This window comes from Brevundimonas vesicularis (assembly GCF_027105095.1).
Lineage (GTDB): Bacteria > Pseudomonadota > Alphaproteobacteria > Caulobacterales > Caulobacteraceae > Brevundimonas > Brevundimonas vesicularis_E.
In genome coordinates, this window is sequence record NZ_CP114278.1 from 698,383 (window position 1) to 716,222 (window position 17,840).

Here is a 17,840-nt window from a genome sequence, read left to right on the forward strand (position 1 = left end):
TTATGCGATCATTGCCCCGAAGCGCCGCTCAGGCTATGAGGCGCCAAATCCATCCTTCGGCCGGGAGCCCAAGCCATGACCGACTACATCGTTCGCGACATCACCCTGGCCGATTGGGGCAACAAGGAAATCGAGATCGCGGAAACCGAAATGCCGGGCCTGATGTCCCTGCGCGACGAGTTTGGCGCCAGCCAGCCGCTGAAGGGCGCCCGCATCGCCGGCAGCCTGCACATGACCATCCAGACGGCGGTCCTGATCCAGACGCTGGAAGCCCTGGGCGCCGAAGTGCGCTGGGCCTCGTGCAACATCTTCTCGACCCAGGACCACGCCGCCGCCGCCATCGCCGCCAACGGCACGCCGGTGTTCGCCACCAAGGGCGAGACGCTGGAAGAATACTGGGACTACGCCCACAAGATCTTCGAATGGGCCGACGGCGGCTATCCGAACCTGATCCTGGACGACGGCGGCGACGCCACCCTGCTGTGCGTCCTCGGTCCGAAGGCCGAGAAGGACATCTCGGTTCTGGCCAATCCCCAGAACGAAGAGGAAGAGGCCCTCTTCAAGGTCATGAAGCGCTATCTGGCCGAGAAGCCCGGCTTCTACTCGGCCATCCGCGACGCCATCGGCGGCGTGTCGGAAGAGACGACCACGGGCGTGCACCGCCTGTATCAGATGGCCGAAAAGGGCGAGCTGCCCTTCCCCGCCATCAACGTCAACGACAGCGTCACCAAGTCCAAGTTCGACAACCTGTACGGCTGCCGGGAATCGCTGGTCGACGCCATCCGTCGCGGCACCGACGTCATGCTGTCGGGCAAGGTCGCGGTGGTCTGCGGCTACGGCGACGTGGGCAAGGGCTCGGCCGCCTCGCTGCGTCAGGGCGGCGCCCGCGTGATCGTGACCGAGATCGACCCGATCTGCGCCCTGCAGGCCGCGATGGAAGGCTATGAGGTCCAGACGCTGGACGACACCGCCGGCCGCGCCGACATCTATGTGACGACGACCGGCAACAAGGACGTCATCACCGTCGACCACATGCGGCAGATGAAGAACAACGCCATCGTCTGCAACATCGGCCACTTCGACTCGGAGATTCAGGTTGCCGGTCTGAAGAACTTCAAGTGGGACGAGATCAAGCCGCAGGTCCACCACGTCGAGTTCCCGGACGGCAAGAAGATCATCCTGCTGTCGGAAGGCCGCCTGGTGAACCTGGGCAACGCCACGGGCCACCCGTCCTTCGTGATGTCGGCGTCCTTCACCAACCAGACGCTGGCCCAGATCGAACTGTGGACCAACGCCGACAAGTACGAGAACAAGGTCTACACCCTGCCCAAGCACCTGGACGAGAAGGTCGCCATGCTGCACCTGGCCAAGCTGGGCGCCAAGCTGACCGTCCTGACCAAGGACCAGGCCGACTACATCAACGTGCCGGTCGAAGGCCCGTTCAAGGCGGATCACTACCGTTACTAAGCTCTCCCCGAGGCTGGAACCGCGAGGTTCCAAGTGACGAGGGCGTCTTCGGACGCCCTCGTCGACGTCCTTGTGGTCGGGGCCGGCGCGGCCGGGATGATGGCGGCCATCGAGGCCGGGCGACGCGGGCGGCGGGTCAGGGTCGTGGACCATGCCGATCGGCCGGGCGAGAAGATCCGCATCTCGGGCGGCGGACGCTGCAACTTCACCAATCTGGGCTGCGGACCGGCGAACTTCCTGGGCGAGAACCCACGGTTCGCGACCTCGGCCCTGCGCCGCTACACCCAGCACGACTTCGTCAAGCGCATCGATAGGGCCGGGATCGCCTGGCACGAGAAGACCCAAAACGGGCGCTCTCTGGGCCAGCTGTTCTGCGACGACAGCGCCAAGCAGATCGTCCGTATGCTGACCGACGACATGGCGGCGGCCGGCGTGACCCTGAGCCTGAAGACCGGCGTGACGCGGATCGAACGATCCGGCGACGGCTTTACGGCGATACTGTCGGACGGATCACAGGTCACGGCGGCGTCGCTGGTCGTGGCGACCGGCGGCAAATCGATCCCCAAGATGGGGGCGACCGGCTGGGCCTATGAGGTCGCGCGCCAGTTCGACATTCGCGTCACCGAGACCCGACCGGCGCTGGTCCCGCTGACGTTCGAGGCGGGACTGCTGGAGACGCTGACACCGCTGGCGGGGGTGGCGGTGGAGGCGCGCGTGTCTTCGGCTCCGACGGACAAGGCGCGCAAGGCCAGCTTTGATGAGGCGATGCTGTTCACCCACCGCGGTCTGTCGGGTCCGGCCATTCTGCAAATCAGCTCCTACTGGCGCGAGGGCGAGGCGGTGGTGGCCTCGATGGCGCCAGGCCACGACGTCTTCGAGGAGTTGAAGGCGGCCAAGGCGTTGAACGGCAGACAGGCCGTGCATACGGCGCTGGGCCATATCGTACCGCGGCGTTTAGCCGAGAGCCTGTGCCAGCGCGAAGGGGTGTCGGGCAATCTGGCGGACCTGTCGGACAAGGTGCTGCGGCGGCTGGATCAGGCGGTCAACGCCTGGGCGGTCAAGCCCGTGGGGTCTGAGGGTTACAGAACCGCCGAGGTGACGCTGGGCGGGGTGGATACGGCCGCGCTGGACCAGCAGACGATGCAGGCCAAAACGGTCCCGGGTCTGTATTTCATCGGCGAGGCGGTGGACGTGACCGGCTGGCTGGGCGGCTATAATTTCCAGTGGGCCTGGTCGTCGAGCTGGGCCGCTGGGCAGGTCTGCTAGAATTTGAGTGCAATCTGTGCACTTTGGTCGGCGGGTCCGCTGACAAAAACACCGTCTAATTCGTCTAATCTGTCTATTTCGGCGCGCGTTCTGGCGGCGCGCGAGGATGTCAAAGACCGGGGCTCGATTCTAACACGGTTCAGGACCATGACAGGCGAAGGGTCGTTGGTCGTTCGTAAGCCGTGGTAAAATCTCGCGATCGTCGTCGCTGATAGGATGGCAGGGACGGCCGACGCCCCCCTGCGGCCCCGCGACGCATGGCGGCGGGCGGCGACGGCGCCTAGCTTGAAGGGGCGGAACGGGCCCCTCTGGCGTTCTCGCGGTCTGGCGTCCCCCTTCCTTGCGCCGGATCGTGCGACGCGATGTCGGACCGCACGGGCGTGTCGATGCGGCGAAGCTTTCCCCTCCTGGCCTGTCGCATCGACCGCCCATTCTTTTTCGATCGGAGCCCGACATGCCTCTTCTGATGTGCCCCAACGACAACGCCGCCATGCAGACGCTGGAGCGCAATGGCGTCCAGTTCGACATGTGCCCCGACTGCCGGGGCGTCTGGCTGGATCGCGGCGAGCTGGAAAAGCTGATGGCCGCCGCCGTCGAGGAGGGCCGCGCCACAGCCCCGGTCGCGCCCGCCCCGCAGGCCTATGCGCCGCCGCCGCAGCCCTATGCACAGCCCCAGTCCCAACCGTGGGGCGGCGGGGCGTCACAGCCGTATCGCGGCGACGATCGAGGCTACCGGAGCGACAAATATCGCGACGACCGGCATCGCGACGACGACTATCGCTACAAGAAAAAGAAGCGCGACAGCATCTTCGACATCTTCGACTGAGGTCGGTTAGGCCGCCAGCCCGGCCTGCTGCATCAGTCCCTTGATCGCCGTGACGCCTTCCGGCGCCGCCGCCAGGGCCGTGCGGACATCGGGCGAACGCAGCAGTTTGATGGCTTCGGCGCGGGCGCGGTCGGCGACAGGCCCCAAGGGGCCGGCTTCGCCGGTGGCCAGTTTGAGAAGGGCCGTCAGCTTCTGGGGCGCCGTCACCTGGGCGCGGATGATCTGGGCGACCAGTTTGGCGTCGGCTTCCAGATTGCCGCCGACGGCGCCGATGGCCTCGATGATCTGATGTTCATCGTGCTCGCCCAGTTTGGCGGATTGGACCGAGCGCTGCAGGCGCGCCAGCGTCGCCAGCTTGTGCGAGGCGCTGGGACCGCCGGGGACGGACTGGCGGATTTCGGTTTCGAAACGCAGCGAGCCGATGCAGGCGCTGAGCCAGCGGGCGGCGGCGCGCTTGTTGGCGCCGCCCGTCACGTTTTCGCACAACCGCGTCAGATGCTCGGCCTCGGCCAGCACCGTCTCGCAGGGATTGACGTAGGCGCCGACGAAATCGGCCGTGACCAGGCTCTTGGAGCGTTCGATGAAGGCGGTCTGGACCTCTTCCAGCGTCAGCAGGCGCCCCGCCGAGGCGGTCAGGGCCATGGCGAGAAGGCGCAGGATGTCGATCTCGCCTGCGGGGTCGGCGGGGCGCAGCCGACGCGGGCTGGTCAGCTCCAGCGTGACGAGCCGCGCCAGCGAGGCGCCGAGCAGCGGGAAGTCGCCGGACGCCAGATGCAGCCCCAGGCGGGCGGCCGGCCCCTCCACCTGCGGCATCATCAGCGCCAGACGCGGGTCCATGCGTAAAAGCGTATCCATCTCGGCCGGCGCGACCATGCGGACGATGGCCGCCAGATTGGCGCCCTGGTCCAGCGACGGTCCGAGCACTTCGGTCAGATTGGTTCGCACCGCCAGCATTTCGGCGGCGATCTGCTCGACCGCCACCACGACGAGGGCGCGCGGCGGGCCCTCGGCGGGCGCTGCGTCCATCAGGTCCATCAGGGCGCCCAGCCGCGTGCGGGCGCCGCGCAGATCCTTCAGCGCGCCGGCGACGACGCCGCCCATGACGAAGGCGCGATCCGGCGCGCCAGCCAGCCGATGGGCCAGATCGGCGATGGAGCGGTCCTCCAGCGATGGAAAGGCGCTGTCGCGCCCGGCCTTGCGCAGCCGCGCCATCGCCTGCTCGACCAGCTTTTGATAGTGGCGCACGACCCCGTGCACGTCCTGGCCCGTGGCCTGGCTTTCGGGGACCGCGACCTTCTGGATGGCGTGCTGAAGTTCGACCCCGGCCGCCTCCAGCCGTTCGGCGACATCGGGCCGGTGCAGCAGTTCGAAGGCGGTCACGCCCTCGCGTTTCAGCCAGTCCTCCAGCACCCGGCCAATCAGGGCGCGGGCGTGGGGCGAATAGAGTTCGGCCGGACTGCTGCAGGCCGGCGGCGTGGCCGGGTCGGCGACCTTCTTCTTACGCTCCTCCGGCGCGCCGAGCGTCAGGATGGTCAGGGAGCTGAACTCCATCGTCTCGGGGTCCAGCGTCTCCTTGGTCACGCGCGAGGCGATGGCGAGACGGTCCCGAAGCTGCTCCTCGGCGGTCTCGATGGCGTGTTTGCGGTCTTCGGTCGCGATCAGCAGCGTCCAAGACGACGGGGCGCTCTTGCGGACATAGACTTCGTAATGGATCGGACCCGCCATGGGCCGATCCTGCATCCCAAGCCTTTAAGGCGAGGTTTTCACGCCGGAATGTTTCTGGGCGCGCCGGATCAACGGTGCGCGCGCGTTGAAACGAGGCGGCGCCGTGACCATCTGGCTGTCACCGAACCGCTTTCGGGTTGCAAGCGATTTTCATTCGACCCGAAACGCTCTAGCCCTAATGTGACCGAGATCGAACGGTTACGCTTGCTGTGCGTTCTCGCTCGCGGGAACGTAAAGTTCAGGAGAAGACAACCTTGGCCAACATCACTCTGGTCGATGACGACGAGAACATCGTGGCGTCCGTTTCGCTGGCGCTGGAAAGCCATGGCCACAAGATCACCGCCTATCATGACGGGGCCTCGGGTCTGGCCGCGCTGGAATCCTCGCCGCCCGATCTGGCGATCCTGGACGTGAAGATGCCGCGCATGGACGGGATGGAGGTGTTGCGTCGCCTGCGCCAGACCTCGCAGATTCCGGTCATCATGCTGACGTCCAAGGACGAGGAGATCGACGAAATCCTGGGCTTCAACCTGGGCGCCGACGACTATATCCACAAACCCTTCAGCCAGCGTCTGCTGATCGAACGGGTGAAGGCGCTTCTGCGCCGCACGGGCGCCGACGGCGGCGAGCCTGAAGCCGCGGCCGAGGTGTCGGGCCGGGCGATCAAGCGCGGCAAGCTGTCGATGGACCCGGCGCGCCACGAGTCGACCTGGGACGGCAAGCCCGTCAAGCTGACGGTCACCGAGTTCCTGCTGTTGCAGGCCCTGGCCCAGCGTCCCGGCTTCGTGAAGAGCCGCGACAACCTGATGGACGCCGCCTACGACGACCAGGTCTATGTCGACGACCGCACCATCGACAGCCACGTAAAGCGGATGCGCAAGAAGTTCCGCGCCGTGGACAATGAGTTCGACGCGATCGAGACCCTGTATGGCGTCGGCTACCGCTACCGCGAGAGCTGAACCGGGCGGGCGCGAGCCCGGCGAGGAGCCCCAGCGCCGGCCGTTGTTCCGCTTCGGCGGGTCGCGGCTGGGCGGCTTCATCTTGGTGCTCAATCTGCTCAGCCTGCTGATCCTGTTCGGCGGGGCGTTGGCGATCAACGAATGGCGTCCCGGCCTGATCGAGGCGCGTCAGGAATCGCTGACGGTCCAGGCCGAGCTGCTGGCCAATGTGTTGCGAGAAGAAGGCGTGACGCGAGGTGAGCCGACGCCCGAACTGGACCCCATCCGTGCATCGATCTGGCTGACCGATCGCTTCATTCCGGCGGGCCAGCGGGTGCGGCTGTATGATGTGAACGGCCTGTTGCTGGTCGACAGCTATCAGGTGACGGAAGCCATCGGCGGGCGGCCCCTGCCCGACGCGCAGCCGGCTGGAACGGCGACCGAGGACGCCGACAAGGCCAATCTGCTGTCAGAGCGCCGCGTCGCGCGCGCCGACAGCGAACTGGCGGCCGAGGTGGCGGCCGCGCTGGACGGCTCGCCCCAATCGACCCTGCGCCGCAACGAATCCGGCGACCGCGTCGTCTCCGTCTCCATCCCCGTGCGCCATGTGCGTCAGGTGCTGGGCGTGCTGACCGTCGAATCCGGGGACGTGGACGAAATCCTGGGCGCCCAGCGGCAGGCGCTGTTCCCGTTCGCCCTGGTGGCGCTGGGGGTCAATCTCTTGGGATCGCTGCTGCTGCATCTGTTCGTGGCGCGGCCGATCATGCGGCTGTCGGCGGCGGCGGATCAGGTCAAGCTGCAACGCGCCCGGGCCATCTCCTTGCCGGACCTCGAGGATCGCAAGGACGAGATCGGCGATCTGGCGCGGTCCTTGGAGTCCATGACCGACACCCTGTCGACGCGGATGGACGCCATCGAACGGTTCGCGGCCGATGTGTCGCACGAGATCAAGAACCCCCTGACCTCGATCCGTTCGGCGCTGGAGACCCTGCCGCTGGTCAAGACCGATGCGCACCGTGAGAAGCTGACGGCGTTGTTGCAGCAGGACGTGCGTCGGCTGGACCGGCTGATCACCGACATCTCCAACGCCTCGCGGCTGGATGCGGAGTTGTCGCGGGATCGTCCGCGGCCGGTCGATCTGAACCGGCTGCTGGTCGATATCGTCGGCGTCTATGAGACGACCGCCAAGCCCGGCGACATTCCGGTCGTGCTCACGGCGCCCGAACAGGCCTTGCGGGTCATGGGGCGCGATGGGCCGCTGGGGCAGGTCTTCCGCAACCTGATCGACAACGCCCGCTCGTTCAGCCCCCCAGGCGGCGTGGTGCGGGTGACGCTGGAGGACATCGGGGACGACCTGCCGATCCGGGTCCGGGTCGAGGACCAGGGGCCGGGCATTCCGGCCGAGAATCTGGAGACGGTGTTCGAGCGGTTCTACACCTCGCGGCCCAAAGGCGCGGTGTTCGGCTCCAACTCGGGCCTGGGCCTATCCATCGTGCGTCAGATCGTCGAGGCGCATGGCGGTCGCGTCCACGCCGAAAACAAGTCCGAAGGCGGGGCGCGGTTCGAGATCGTCTTCCCGTCGGTCGGCCGCTGGTCGTGATCCCGGGCCAGCCGATCCACGCCACCACCGTCGCGGTGCGCCGGCGCGGGGCCTGGCAGGGGGTGATGATCCTGGGACCGTCGGGCGCGGGCAAGAGCGATCTGGCGCTGCGGCTGATCGGGCGCGGCTGGCGACTGGTCAGCGACGACTACACCCAGGTCTGGGCCTCCGACGGGACCGTTCATGCGTCGGCGCCGACCTCCATCGCCGGTCGGATCGAGGTGCGCGGCCTCGGAATCGTGGCCGCCAGAACACGCCCGGTCTGTCGCGTGGCGCTGGCCGTGGCCTGTGTGGCGGAAGGGGTTGAACGGCTTCCGGAGCCGCAGACACGGGCTTTCGCGGGGGTCGATCTGCCCCTGCTGGCGCTGGATCCCCGACCGGCTTCGGCCGTCGATGTGGTCGCAGCGGCGTTGGGGACGCTTTGAAACCCCGAAAGACGGGTCTATGACACGCCCCTTGCGGTCCATAGAGGGCGGCGTCCGGCCTCCCTTGCCGGGCGGGGGAATGCCTGGGACGGTTCGGGGCGGGATGCGAGTGAAGTCCTCATGATCGGTCTGGTGATCGTCACCCACGGCGGGTTGGCGTCCGAGTTTCTCTCCGCCATGGAGCATGTGGTCGGCCCGCAGCGCGGGGTCGCGGCCATCTGCATTGGGCCCGACGACGATATGGAGCGTCGGCGTCGCGACATCGTGGACGCGGCCGCGGCCGTGGACGATGGCGAAGGGGTCATCCTGCTGACCGACATGTTCGGCGGCACGCCGTCGAACCTGGCCATCTCGGTGATGGAACAGACGCGCGCCGAGGTCATCGCAGGCCTGAACCTGCCCATGCTGATCAAACTGGCCAGCGTGCGTGGGCGCGAAACGCTGGAATCCTGCGTCGCCCATGCACAGGACGCGGGCCGCAAATACATCTCCGTCGCGTCCTGGGTGCTCGCAGGCGAAAAATGACCGTCACCGCGACCCTGAACATCTGCAATACGCGCGGCCTGCACGCCCGCGCCTCGGCCAAGTTCGTCAAACTGGCCTCCAGCTTCGAAAGCGAGATCCATGTCACCCGAGACGGCGTGACGGTGGACGCCCGCTCGATCATGGGCCTGCTGATGCTGGGCGCCGGCATCGGCTGCAGCATCGACGTCTCCGCCGAAGGCCCTGACGCGGAAGAGGCGATGGAAGCCCTTACCGACCTTGTTGGGCGCAAGTTCGACGAGGATCAGTAGGCGGCGATCATCACCCTCGGATTTGATCCGATGGCGGAGGCTTCAGCGGTGTGGCACCCGACTCAAATGAGGCGATTGACCAAGTCAGTGACGGATTATCATCGCCGACCGAAGCCGCACGGTTTCGACGCGCTCGTCACCAGTTAGGGTCACGATCCAAGACCTGGCGCCGGGTCCCGAGGTGTCGAACTCGACCTCGGCGGCGTTCCAGTTCTTCGGCGCGTCCGTCTGCACGAAGAGCCTCGGCCCCGGCGGCGTCGAAGCGTTACGCGGCGGCAACGGACGGCTTGGCTGAACTCGCAACAGCTTATCCAAGGGCAGCTCCGCCAAGGCCCGCCTTGGATCGTTGCAGGCCGTGGCCGACTCCTGCGGATCACACTCTAGGGCGAACGGCAGATCAGCTGTCCCAGCCGCCAGCCGCATCGTCTCTGTCAGCCGGTCGAGCGCCGCCAACTGGTTGTCCACCTGGCCCTGAGACGCGCCAATATAGCCGGTCAACTCGGCGCACCGCGCCTCTGTCGCCGGCTCGGGATAGGACGGTCCATACTGCACTCCCGAGCCCAGGTCGCTTACTGTCAACACGGTTTCAGGATCGTCCGGATTTCCGGGCGCGGTTGGATTGCCGGCCGAGACCAAATGAACCCGCCGCGCGCAGATTCCGTCTCGCTCAGGCAGAGACTTTTCCCAGAATAGCGCCTGGTACATCTGCCCGGGCGCCCAGTAGCGGCGCACCCAGCCGCCGGTGATCTGCTCCGACGTCTCAGGCGGCAACATCTTCGGAGCCAGCACCATAGGATCGGCTTGTTTGACCTCCGCCAGCTGCAGTGTTCGCTCGGGTCGTTGCACGGCGAGGGCCATCGCAAAAAGGAGTTCCATCATGGCGCACACCGTCGTGAGTTTCCGTCAGTATAGCTTCAATCGGTCGACTGACCACTGACGCCTTTGCCGGGGATGATGACGACAAGCTGCACACCCGAGCTCGACTTCCGGCCTCAAATCGAAGCTGCAAGGCGATGCCGGCCTGCACGAACCGCGCTCGCGGATGGAAGGAGACGGCGTCTAAAGCCCCAGCGCCCGGCGGATGTCGCGCCAGTCGACGTATTTGAAGTTCTGTGTGCCCACGTCGTTGACGTCGTCCTGGATAACGACAAGGCCGCCGGGGAAGGGGCCGACTTGACCGCTGGCGGCCGCCAGGCCGTCGGTGCCGGTGACGCCGTCGACCGCGCCGTCCACGATCTTGAAGCGGCCCTTGTATTCGGGCGCCGGGCCGTCGATGCGCCAGACGGGGAAGGTGGAGTCGCCCTGGCTGGAGGCGATCAAGTAGCGGCCCGAGGCGTCGGCGATCGTCGTCAGGCCTTCGGCGTCGGCGACCAGGATGTCCTTGGCGATGGGTTGGATCAGGGTGCGGGCCGCGCCCGAGGCCGGGTTCAGGCCGTAGCGCCACAGGCCGACGTTCTCCTCGTTGATATAGAGGGCGTCGGCAGCTTCGTCGGCGGCGCAGCCTTCGGAGATGGTTCCGATCTCGGCGGTGCGGACCAGACGCGCCGTGGGCTGGCCGGCGGCGTCCACGCCCAGGACGAACTGGCGCAGCTCGCCCTCGTGTCCGACCAGGATGGCGTGAACCTCGGCCCCGCGACGCGCAAAGCAGAAGCCGTAGGGTTCGACCACGTCGGTGGCGACCGCGCCCCAATAGCGCACGCCGTTCTGGCCGGTACCGGCCGGGTCGAAGGTGTAGAGGGAGATGCCGGTCTTGCCCGGCGTGCGGTCGCTGGCGCCCAGCACCACCTGCGGACGGCCGCCGACCGACAGGCCCTCGACCACATCGACATTGTTCAGCAGACCCTCGGGCAGGAATTGCAGGATCTGGCCGTCGAAGCCGTAGATGTAGAGGCCGGACTTCTTGTCCGTGCCGGCGACGAAGCCGGGCGTGGATTGGCCCATGATCGTGACCGGGTTCGCTGAGGCCCAGACGGCGGGATCGTCGGCCGCGTCCAGACCGGCCGTGCCGACCGACGGGGTTTCCAGCGCGGCCATGACGGGGGCGCCCGGACCGACCAGGCCCGCGCCCTCGCCCTGGTAATCGACCGCGTGCGTGGCGCAGGCGGCGAGCAGGGCCAGGGCGGCGCAGGCGCTCAGCGAGCGGGCGAGGGAAGGGCGCATGTCGGTCTCCGGACGATCTGGAGGCGTCCCTGTCGGCAAGCCGTCTGCGCGTCAACGGCGCGGGCGTGACGGTTCGGCGTCGGTTTGATGACTGATGGTCCGTCAAGGGATCAAGCGTCGCCGTTCCGTCGGAAAACCGCGAACGAGGCGTCGTGGAATCGTCGCGGTCGCGTCGCCGCCAAAGGTTAAGCGGCCCCTCCATCGGCTGAAGCGAAACGTCGCTCGCCGAAGGGGACCTGACATGAAACTGAACCTGCTGATGGGCGCCGCGATCGCGCCGATGATCCTGGCGCCGCTGGCCATGCCCGCCCATGCTGATGTCGACGCCGTGGCCTCGGTCTCAACTGCGGTCGCCGGCGACGTGATCTACGGCCGGGTGACCAACGCCGCCGGCGCGCCCCTGCCGGGCGCCGAGGTTCTGGTGCGCGGGACGGGCCAGCGGGCCGTGACCAACACCCAGGGCGAGTTCACCCTGCCGACCGCCAGCGGCTCCATGGTGCTGGAGGTCAACTATCTGGGCCTGCCCTCGACCAGCCAGACGGTCGTCACGACGCCGGGTGAAGACGCCAATGTCGCCATCGTCCTGGGCGCGCAATCCGCCACGGACGTGGCCGACGTGATCGTGACCGGCGTCATCACCGACGGCGTGGCTCGCTCGCTGAACCAGCAGAAGAACGCCGACGGCACGGTCAACGTCCTGTCGGCCGACGCCATCGGCCGCTACCCCGACCCCAACGTGGCGGAATCGCTGCAACGCGTTCAGGGCATCGCCATCCAGCGCGACCAGGGCGAAGGCCGCTACATCAATGTGCGCGGCGCGCCTGCCGCCTTCACCGCCGTGTCGGTGGACGGGGTGCAGGTTCCCGCGGTCGATCCCGGCACCCGTGCGGTCGATCTGGACACCCTGCCCAGCGACATCGTCGCGAACATCGAAGTCTCCAAGACGCTGCTGCCCAGCCAGGAAGCCGATTCCATCGCCGGCGCCGTCAACATCAAGACCCGTTCCCCGTTTGACCGTCGTCGCCTGGCCATCAGCGGCTATGCTGGTGGGAGCTATAACGACTATGGCGGCGAGGACGTGCGCGCCGGCGCCACCGCGTCCAACGTCTTCGCAAACGAGACGTTCGGCGCCCTGCTGTCCGTCAGCTATTCCGAAACCAACCGCCGGCCCGACAACGTCGAGAACGCCTGGGTGAAGGAAGAGCAGAACGGCGCCGATGTCTTCGTGCTCGAAGAGACCCTGTTCAAGGACTACGAGACCAAGCGCACCCGCCAGGCCGTGACCGGCGCTCTGGAATGGCGGCCTGCCGATGATGTCCGCGCCTATCTGCGGGGGTCGTTCGCCCAGTTCGAGGACGACGAATACCGAAACACGCTGGGGCTGATCTATTCGGACGGCACGCTGCAGCCGGGTGCGACCAATACGACGGCGACCTACACCGGTGCGCGCATCACCCGCCAGCTGCGCCACCGCACGCAGAAGAACGACATCACCACCCTCGTCGCGGGCGGCGAGAAGACGTTTGCAAACGGCGCGGTCTGGGACGCCAGCCTGTCATGGGCCGACAGCGAGCAATCCTATCCGAACCGCAACGAGCTGCTGTACCGTTCCAGCGGCACGACGCTGAGCTACGACACCGGCGATCACTATAGTCCGACCTATTCGGTGTTCAGCGATCCGACCGGCTTCTATCGTGACCCGACACGGTTCAGCTTCCGCGAGAACGCCTTCCGCGAGAATACGACCAAGCAGGAAGACGTCGCCTTCAAGACCAACTTCGAGCTGCCCAGCCAGTTCGGCGGCCGTGACGTGACCTGGAAGTTCGGCGCCAAGTTCAACACCCGCGAGATCAACGCCGACGAGCAGCGCTATCGCAACCGCGCCGCCGCCGCGAGCCCTGGCACGCTGGCTTCGATGCTAAGCGACCGTCAGTCGCGCAACTATGACTACGACCTCGGCTTCAAGTTCGACGCTGGAAAGGCCGACGACTATTTCGCGCGGGTGCGCGCCGCCTCGCCCATTCGGTTGCCGGATTCGATCGCGGCCGATTACAGCGCCCAGGAAGACATTCTGGCGGGCTATGCCCAGGCGCGCTTCGACATCGGCGCGACGAACGTCATCGTCGGCCTTCGTGTGGAAAACACCAGGTTCGACGGTGAAGCGGCGGCCCTGATCGACAACGACGGCAGCGCTCCGTTCCAGATGGCCAAGGTCAGCCGGGACGACACCGAGTTCTTCCCGAACCTGACGGTGCGCCACGCCTTTTCGGACAATCTGATCGGCCGTTTCGCCCTGACGCGCTCGATCTCGCGTCCGGAGTTCAGCGAGATCGTGCCGCGTCGCATCGAGGAAACCGATGGGTCCGACATCTCCTACGAGATCGGCAACCCGGATCTGCAGCCGGCCCTGTCGAACAATATCGACCTGGGCCTGGAATATTACTTCGCCTCGCTGGGCGTGGTGTCGGCGAACGCCTTCTACAAGGACCTGACCGACTATCGCTACACCCTGAAATACAGCGAGCAGGTGACCATCGACGGCACGGTCTACGACGCCGACTTCGAGACCCCGATCAATGCGCCCGAGGGCCATCTGGCGGGCCTGGAGCTGAACCTGCAGCGCAAGTTCGATTTCCTGCCGGGCCTGCTGTCGGGCTTCGGCGTCTTCGCCAACTACACCTGGACCGACGCCGAGATCAAAACAGCCCAATCCTACGGCGGTCGCGACACCTTCGCCCTGCCGGGCCAGTCGGACACGAACTACAACGCCGCCCTCTTCTACGAAATGGCCGGGTTCAGCGCGCGCCTGTCCTACACCAAGCGCGGGGACTATCTGGAAGAGATCAATGCCGACGACGCCGATCTGGACCTCTATGTCGAAGGGCGCGAGCAGCTGGACTTCACCGCCAGCTATGACTTCGGCAATGGGGTGGAGGTGTTCGGCGAGGCCAAGAACCTGACCGACAGCGCGGGCGTGCGCTACTACGGCGTCAAGGAGCGGACCTACGAGTACGAGAAGTTCGGCTACAACGTCTTCCTGGGCGTACGCTTCAAGCTCTGAGCGCGCCGGTCAGACATGATCGAAGGGGCCGGGCGGCGACGCACGGCCCTTTTTCGTCGTCTGACCCTCTGCAATTGGTCGAAACGCGGCCCCATATGGGGTCCAGCGGTTGACCCGTGCGGGGTCGGCGCTAGTGTCCGCGCGCCTTTCCCCGCGCGCCAGAAGACCAGAGGATACCATGGCCGAAGCCACCGCCGCCTACGACGTCGTCATCATCGGCGGAGGCCCTGGCGGCTATAACGCCGCGATCCGGGCGGGCCAGCTGGGCCTGAAGGTCGCCTGCGTGGAGATGCGTTCGACGCTCGGCGGCACCTGCCTGAACGTCGGCTGCATGCCATCCAAGGCCCTGCTGCATGCGTCGGAACTGTGGAACGCCGCCAATACCGAGTTCGCCAAGATCGGCATCGAGGTCCAGCCCAAGCTGCACCTGGACCAGATGCACAAGGCCAAGGACGACAGCGTCACCGCCCTGACCAAGGGGATCGAGTTCCTGTTCAAGAAGAACAAGGCCGACTGGATCAAGGGCAAGGGCAAGATCGTCGGCAAGGGCAAGGTGGAAGTCACCGCCGCCGACGGCTCGGTCCAGACGCTGGACGCCAAGAACATCGTCATCGCCACCGGCTCGGAGCCGACCCCGCTGCCGGGCGTCGCCTTCGAAGACGGCAAGGTCATCGATTCCACCGGCGCCCTGTCGCTGCCGGCCGTGCCAAAGAAGCTGATCGTGGTCGGCGCCGGCATCATCGGCCTGGAGCTGGGTTCGGTCTGGCGCCGTCTGGGCGCCGAGGTGACGGTGGTCGAGTTCCTGGACCGGATCACGCCCGGCATGGACACCGAGGTCGCCACCGCCTTCCAGCGCACCCTGACCAAACAGGGCATGAGCTTCAAACTGGGCGCCAAGGTCACGGCCGCCAAGTCGGGCAAGGACGGGGTCGAACTGACCGTCGAGCCGTCGGCCGGCGGCGTCGCCGAGACGATCAAGGGCGACGTGGTGCTGGTCGCGATCGGCCGTCGTCCGTACACGGATGGTCTGGGCCTGGAGAGCGTCGGCGTGACGCCGGACAAGCGCGGCTTCATCGACCATGATCACTTCAAGGTCGCGGACGGCGTCTGGGTGATCGGCGACGTGACCCATGGTCCGATGCTGGCCCACAAGGCGGAAGAAGACGCGGTCGCCGTGATCGACACCATCGCCGGCAAATACGGCCACGTCGACTATGCGCTGGTGCCCAGCGTCGTCTACACCTTCCCCGAAGTGGCCTGGGTCGGTCAGACCGAGGACCAGCTGAAGGCGGCCGGCGTTCAGTACAAGAAGGGCAAATTCCCCTTCACCGCCAACAGCCGCGCCAAGATCAATCACGAGACCGATGGCTTCGTGAAGGTTTTGGCCGACGCCGCGACCGACAAGGTGCTGGGCGTCCACATCATGGGCCCGCAAGCCGGCGAAATGATCCACGAGGCCGCCATCACCATGAGCTTCGGCGGCGCGTCGGAAGACATCGCCCGCACCTGCCACGCCCACCCGACCCGTTCGGAAGCTGTCCGTCAGGCGGCCATGGATGTCGAAGGCTGGATGATGCAGGCCTGATCCTAAGCCGCGTCGAAAGACGCGGGCTTTCAGGACAAGAAAAAGGCCCGGTCGCGTCGCAGCGGCCGGGCCTTTTGTCGTTCAGCGGGAAAGGCCTCAGGCGGCCCAGGCGGTCTCGCGGCCATGCGATTGGCGACCCGCCTCGATGCGGAAGCGCGACACCAGTTCGGCCAACGTCTCGGCCTCGTGGCTGAGGGCCTGGTTGGCGGCGGTGGTCTGTTCGACCATGGCGGCGTTCTGCTGGGTCGTCTGGTCCATCTGGTTCACGGCGACATTGACCTCGGCCAGCCCCACGGCCTGTTCGCGAGCCGACGCGGCGATCTCGCCGGCCAGAAGGTTGATCTCCGCCACCTGGCCGATCAGGGCGGTCAGGGCGCCGCCGGTCTGGGCCACCAGACGGGCGCCGTCGCCGACGCTGGCGCTGGAGGCGGCGATCAGGGCCTTGATCTCGCGCGCGGCCTCTGCCGAACGCTGGGCCAGGGCGCGAACCTCGGAGGCGACGATGGCGAAGCCGCGACCCGCCTCGCCCGCGCGCGCCGCCTCGACCCCGGCGTTCAAGGCCAGAAGGTTGGTCTGGAAGGCGATCTCGTCGATCACGCCGATGATCTCGCCGATCCGGCCCGAGGTGCTTTCGATCTGGGCCATGGCGGCGGTGGTGTCGGCGATGATCCGCTCGCGGTCCTCGGCGCCGTCACGGGCCTTGGCGGTGATGCCGGCGGCGGACTGGGCGCCCTCGGCCGTCTTTTTCACCGTGACGGTGATCTGATCCAGCGCGGCGGCGGTCTCTTCCAGGGCGGCGGCCTGCTGTTCGGTGCGACGCGACAGGTCGTTGGTCGCAGTGGTGACCTCGGTCGTGCCGGAACGCATGGCGCCGACCAGTTCGATGATCTCGCTCATCGTGGCCGTCAGGGTGTCGGCGGCGGCGTTGTAGTCGTCCTTCAGCTTCCTGCTGCGCTCGGCGAAGGGCGTGGTGATGCGGTAGGTCAGGTCGCCGTTGGCCAGGGCCGCCAAGCCGTCGCCGAGGGCCTGAACCACGACGGCGTCTTCGGCGGCGAGCCGTTTACGGTCGGCCTCGCCGGCGATGCGGGTGGCGCGCGCGGTCTCGCGCATGGTTTCGGCCTCGGTCTCGATTTCCTTCTGTCGCACGGCGGCGTCGCGGAAGGCGATGACGGCGCGCGAGATCTGGCCGATGTCGTCGCCGCGCGAAATCCAGGGGGCGTCGAAGTCGGTGCGGCCCTGACGCAGGGCCTCCATCCGGTCGCACAGCCCCTTCAACGGCGAGAACATACGGCGCGACACATACAAGCAGGCGCCGACCGTCAGCAGGGCCACGACCAGGCCGCAGACGAACAGGGCGAGCATCATCTGGTTCACCGAGGCCATGAAGTCGGCCTTGGGGATGCCGACGTAGAGCACGCCGATGGTCTCGCCAGCGGCGGTCTTGATCGGGTCGTAGGCGACGAAATAGGGCTTGCCCAGGATGTCCGCCTGGCCGCGGTAGGGTTTGCCGTTCTTCAGCACGGCGTCGAAGACCGGACCGGGCTTGAGCTTGGTGCCGACCGCGCGCGAACCGTCGTCCTTGACCACGTTCGTCGTCACACGCAGGTCGCCCATGAAGACGGTCGCCGTGCCGCCGACCAGCGTCTTGATCCGATCGACCGGGGCGGTGAAGTCGTTCATCGGCGTCGAGCCGACGTAGAGCTTGCCGTCGCGGGTCGAGAAGCCGTCGCCATAGTCTGCCAGCACGTCCCAGGCGACCCGCATATTGGTCTCCTGACGCTCGGCCGCGCGGGCCTCGGCGTCCCGGGTCAGAAGGCCGGCGGCGACCGTCAGCAGGGTCAGGGTCAGGGCGCCGAGCGCGGCGATGACCATCAGGGCTGTCTTGGCGGACAGGGAAAGGGCGCTGATCTTCATGGTCTCGTTCGGTTAGAGCGGACGGGAGGGCGAGCCTCCAGACTGGTCGAACGAGGTTAAGATTCTCAATCTATAAGGG

Annotated in this window: 14 protein-coding genes; 10 read left to right on the forward strand and 4 right to left on the reverse strand. The window is 66.8% G+C overall.

Translation table 11 applies throughout. From position 1 onward, the window contains the following. Positions 1-75 precede the first annotated feature (75 nt). From ahcY to O2K97_RS03400, 3 genes are all read left to right on the forward strand, one after another. On the forward strand, positions 76-1,467 hold the full coding sequence (gene ahcY / locus O2K97_RS03390; protein ID WP_017506126.1) for an adenosylhomocysteinase: 1,392 nt from the start codon (positions 76-78) through the stop codon (positions 1,465-1,467). 96 nt (positions 1,468-1,563) lie between these two features. Continuing rightward, positions 1,564-2,733, forward strand: a complete 1,170-nt coding sequence (locus tag O2K97_RS03395; RefSeq protein ID WP_419466102.1) for an NAD(P)/FAD-dependent oxidoreductase — start codon at positions 1,564-1,566, stop codon at positions 2,731-2,733. Between the two features lie 454 nt (positions 2,734-3,187). Continuing rightward, complete coding sequence (locus tag O2K97_RS03400; RefSeq protein ID WP_269220452.1) at positions 3,188-3,559, forward strand: zf-TFIIB domain-containing protein; 372 nt, start codon at positions 3,188-3,190, stop codon at positions 3,557-3,559. A gap of 6 nt (positions 3,560-3,565) precedes the next feature. On the opposite strand, the gene O2K97_RS03405 is transcribed toward O2K97_RS03400, so the two are convergent. Continuing rightward, positions 3,566-5,284, reverse strand: a complete 1,719-nt coding sequence (locus O2K97_RS03405; RefSeq protein WP_269220453.1) for a hypothetical protein — start codon at positions 5,282-5,284, stop codon at positions 3,566-3,568. A 254-nt stretch (positions 5,285-5,538) separates the two neighbouring features. Here O2K97_RS03405 and O2K97_RS03410 point away from each other — a divergent pair, with 254 nt between their 5' ends. The 5 genes from O2K97_RS03410 to O2K97_RS03430 all read left to right on the forward strand — a co-directional run bounded on the left by O2K97_RS03410 (position 5,539) and on the right by O2K97_RS03430 (position 9,041). Further along, the gene (locus O2K97_RS03410; RefSeq protein WP_017506130.1) at positions 5,539-6,243 is read left to right on the forward strand and encodes a response regulator transcription factor; all 705 of its coding nucleotides are present in this window, start codon (positions 5,539-5,541) and stop codon (positions 6,241-6,243) included. After that, complete coding sequence (locus tag O2K97_RS03415; protein WP_269220454.1) at positions 6,212-7,822, forward strand: ATP-binding protein; 1,611 nt, start codon at positions 6,212-6,214, stop codon at positions 7,820-7,822. Before O2K97_RS03410 ends, O2K97_RS03415 begins: the two co-directional genes overlap by 32 nt. Continuing rightward, positions 7,819-8,247: a serine kinase gene (locus tag O2K97_RS03420; RefSeq protein ID WP_331276137.1), complete on the forward strand. Its 429-nt coding sequence runs from the start codon at positions 7,819-7,821 to the stop codon at positions 8,245-8,247. Before O2K97_RS03415 ends, O2K97_RS03420 begins: the two co-directional genes overlap by 4 nt. 120 nt (positions 8,248-8,367) lie before the next feature. Continuing rightward, positions 8,368-8,772 (forward strand): PTS sugar transporter subunit IIA, encoded by a 405-nt coding sequence (locus O2K97_RS03425; protein ID WP_017506133.1) that lies wholly within the window; start codon positions 8,368-8,370, stop codon positions 8,770-8,772. Next, positions 8,769-9,041, forward strand: a complete 273-nt coding sequence (locus tag O2K97_RS03430) for an HPr family phosphocarrier protein (protein ID WP_269220455.1) — start codon at positions 8,769-8,771, stop codon at positions 9,039-9,041. The genes O2K97_RS03425 and O2K97_RS03430 overlap by 4 nt, the downstream gene beginning before the upstream one ends. Before the next feature lie 84 nt (positions 9,042-9,125). Here the strand turns inward: O2K97_RS03430 and O2K97_RS03435 are convergent, their stop codons facing one another. Together O2K97_RS03435 and O2K97_RS03440 are read right to left on the reverse strand one after the other, a co-directional pair. Continuing rightward, positions 9,126-9,920, reverse strand: a complete 795-nt coding sequence (locus O2K97_RS03435; RefSeq protein ID WP_269220456.1) for a hypothetical protein — start codon at positions 9,918-9,920, stop codon at positions 9,126-9,128. A 180-nt stretch (positions 9,921-10,100) separates the two neighbouring features. Further along, positions 10,101-11,201 carry a phytase gene (locus tag O2K97_RS03440; RefSeq protein WP_269220457.1) on the reverse strand — a complete coding sequence of 367 codons (1,101 nt, stop codon included), beginning with the start codon at positions 11,199-11,201 and terminating at the stop codon, positions 10,101-10,103. A gap of 241 nt (positions 11,202-11,442) precedes the next feature. On the opposite strand from O2K97_RS03440, the gene O2K97_RS03445 reads away from it, so the two are divergent. Together O2K97_RS03445 and lpdA are read left to right on the forward strand one after the other, a co-directional pair. Then, positions 11,443-14,262: a TonB-dependent receptor gene (locus O2K97_RS03445; protein ID WP_269220458.1), complete on the forward strand. Its 2,820-nt coding sequence runs from the start codon at positions 11,443-11,445 to the stop codon at positions 14,260-14,262. A gap of 178 nt (positions 14,263-14,440) precedes the next feature. Then, positions 14,441-15,847: a dihydrolipoyl dehydrogenase gene (gene lpdA, locus O2K97_RS03450; protein WP_269220459.1), complete on the forward strand. Its 1,407-nt coding sequence runs from the start codon at positions 14,441-14,443 to the stop codon at positions 15,845-15,847. Positions 15,848-15,943: 96 nt separating this feature from the next. On the opposite strand, the gene O2K97_RS03455 is transcribed toward lpdA, so the two are convergent. Then, on the reverse strand, positions 15,944-17,761 hold the full coding sequence (locus O2K97_RS03455; protein WP_269220460.1) for a methyl-accepting chemotaxis protein: 1,818 nt from the start codon (positions 17,759-17,761) through the stop codon (positions 15,944-15,946). Between the last annotated feature and the right edge of the window lie 79 nt (positions 17,762-17,840).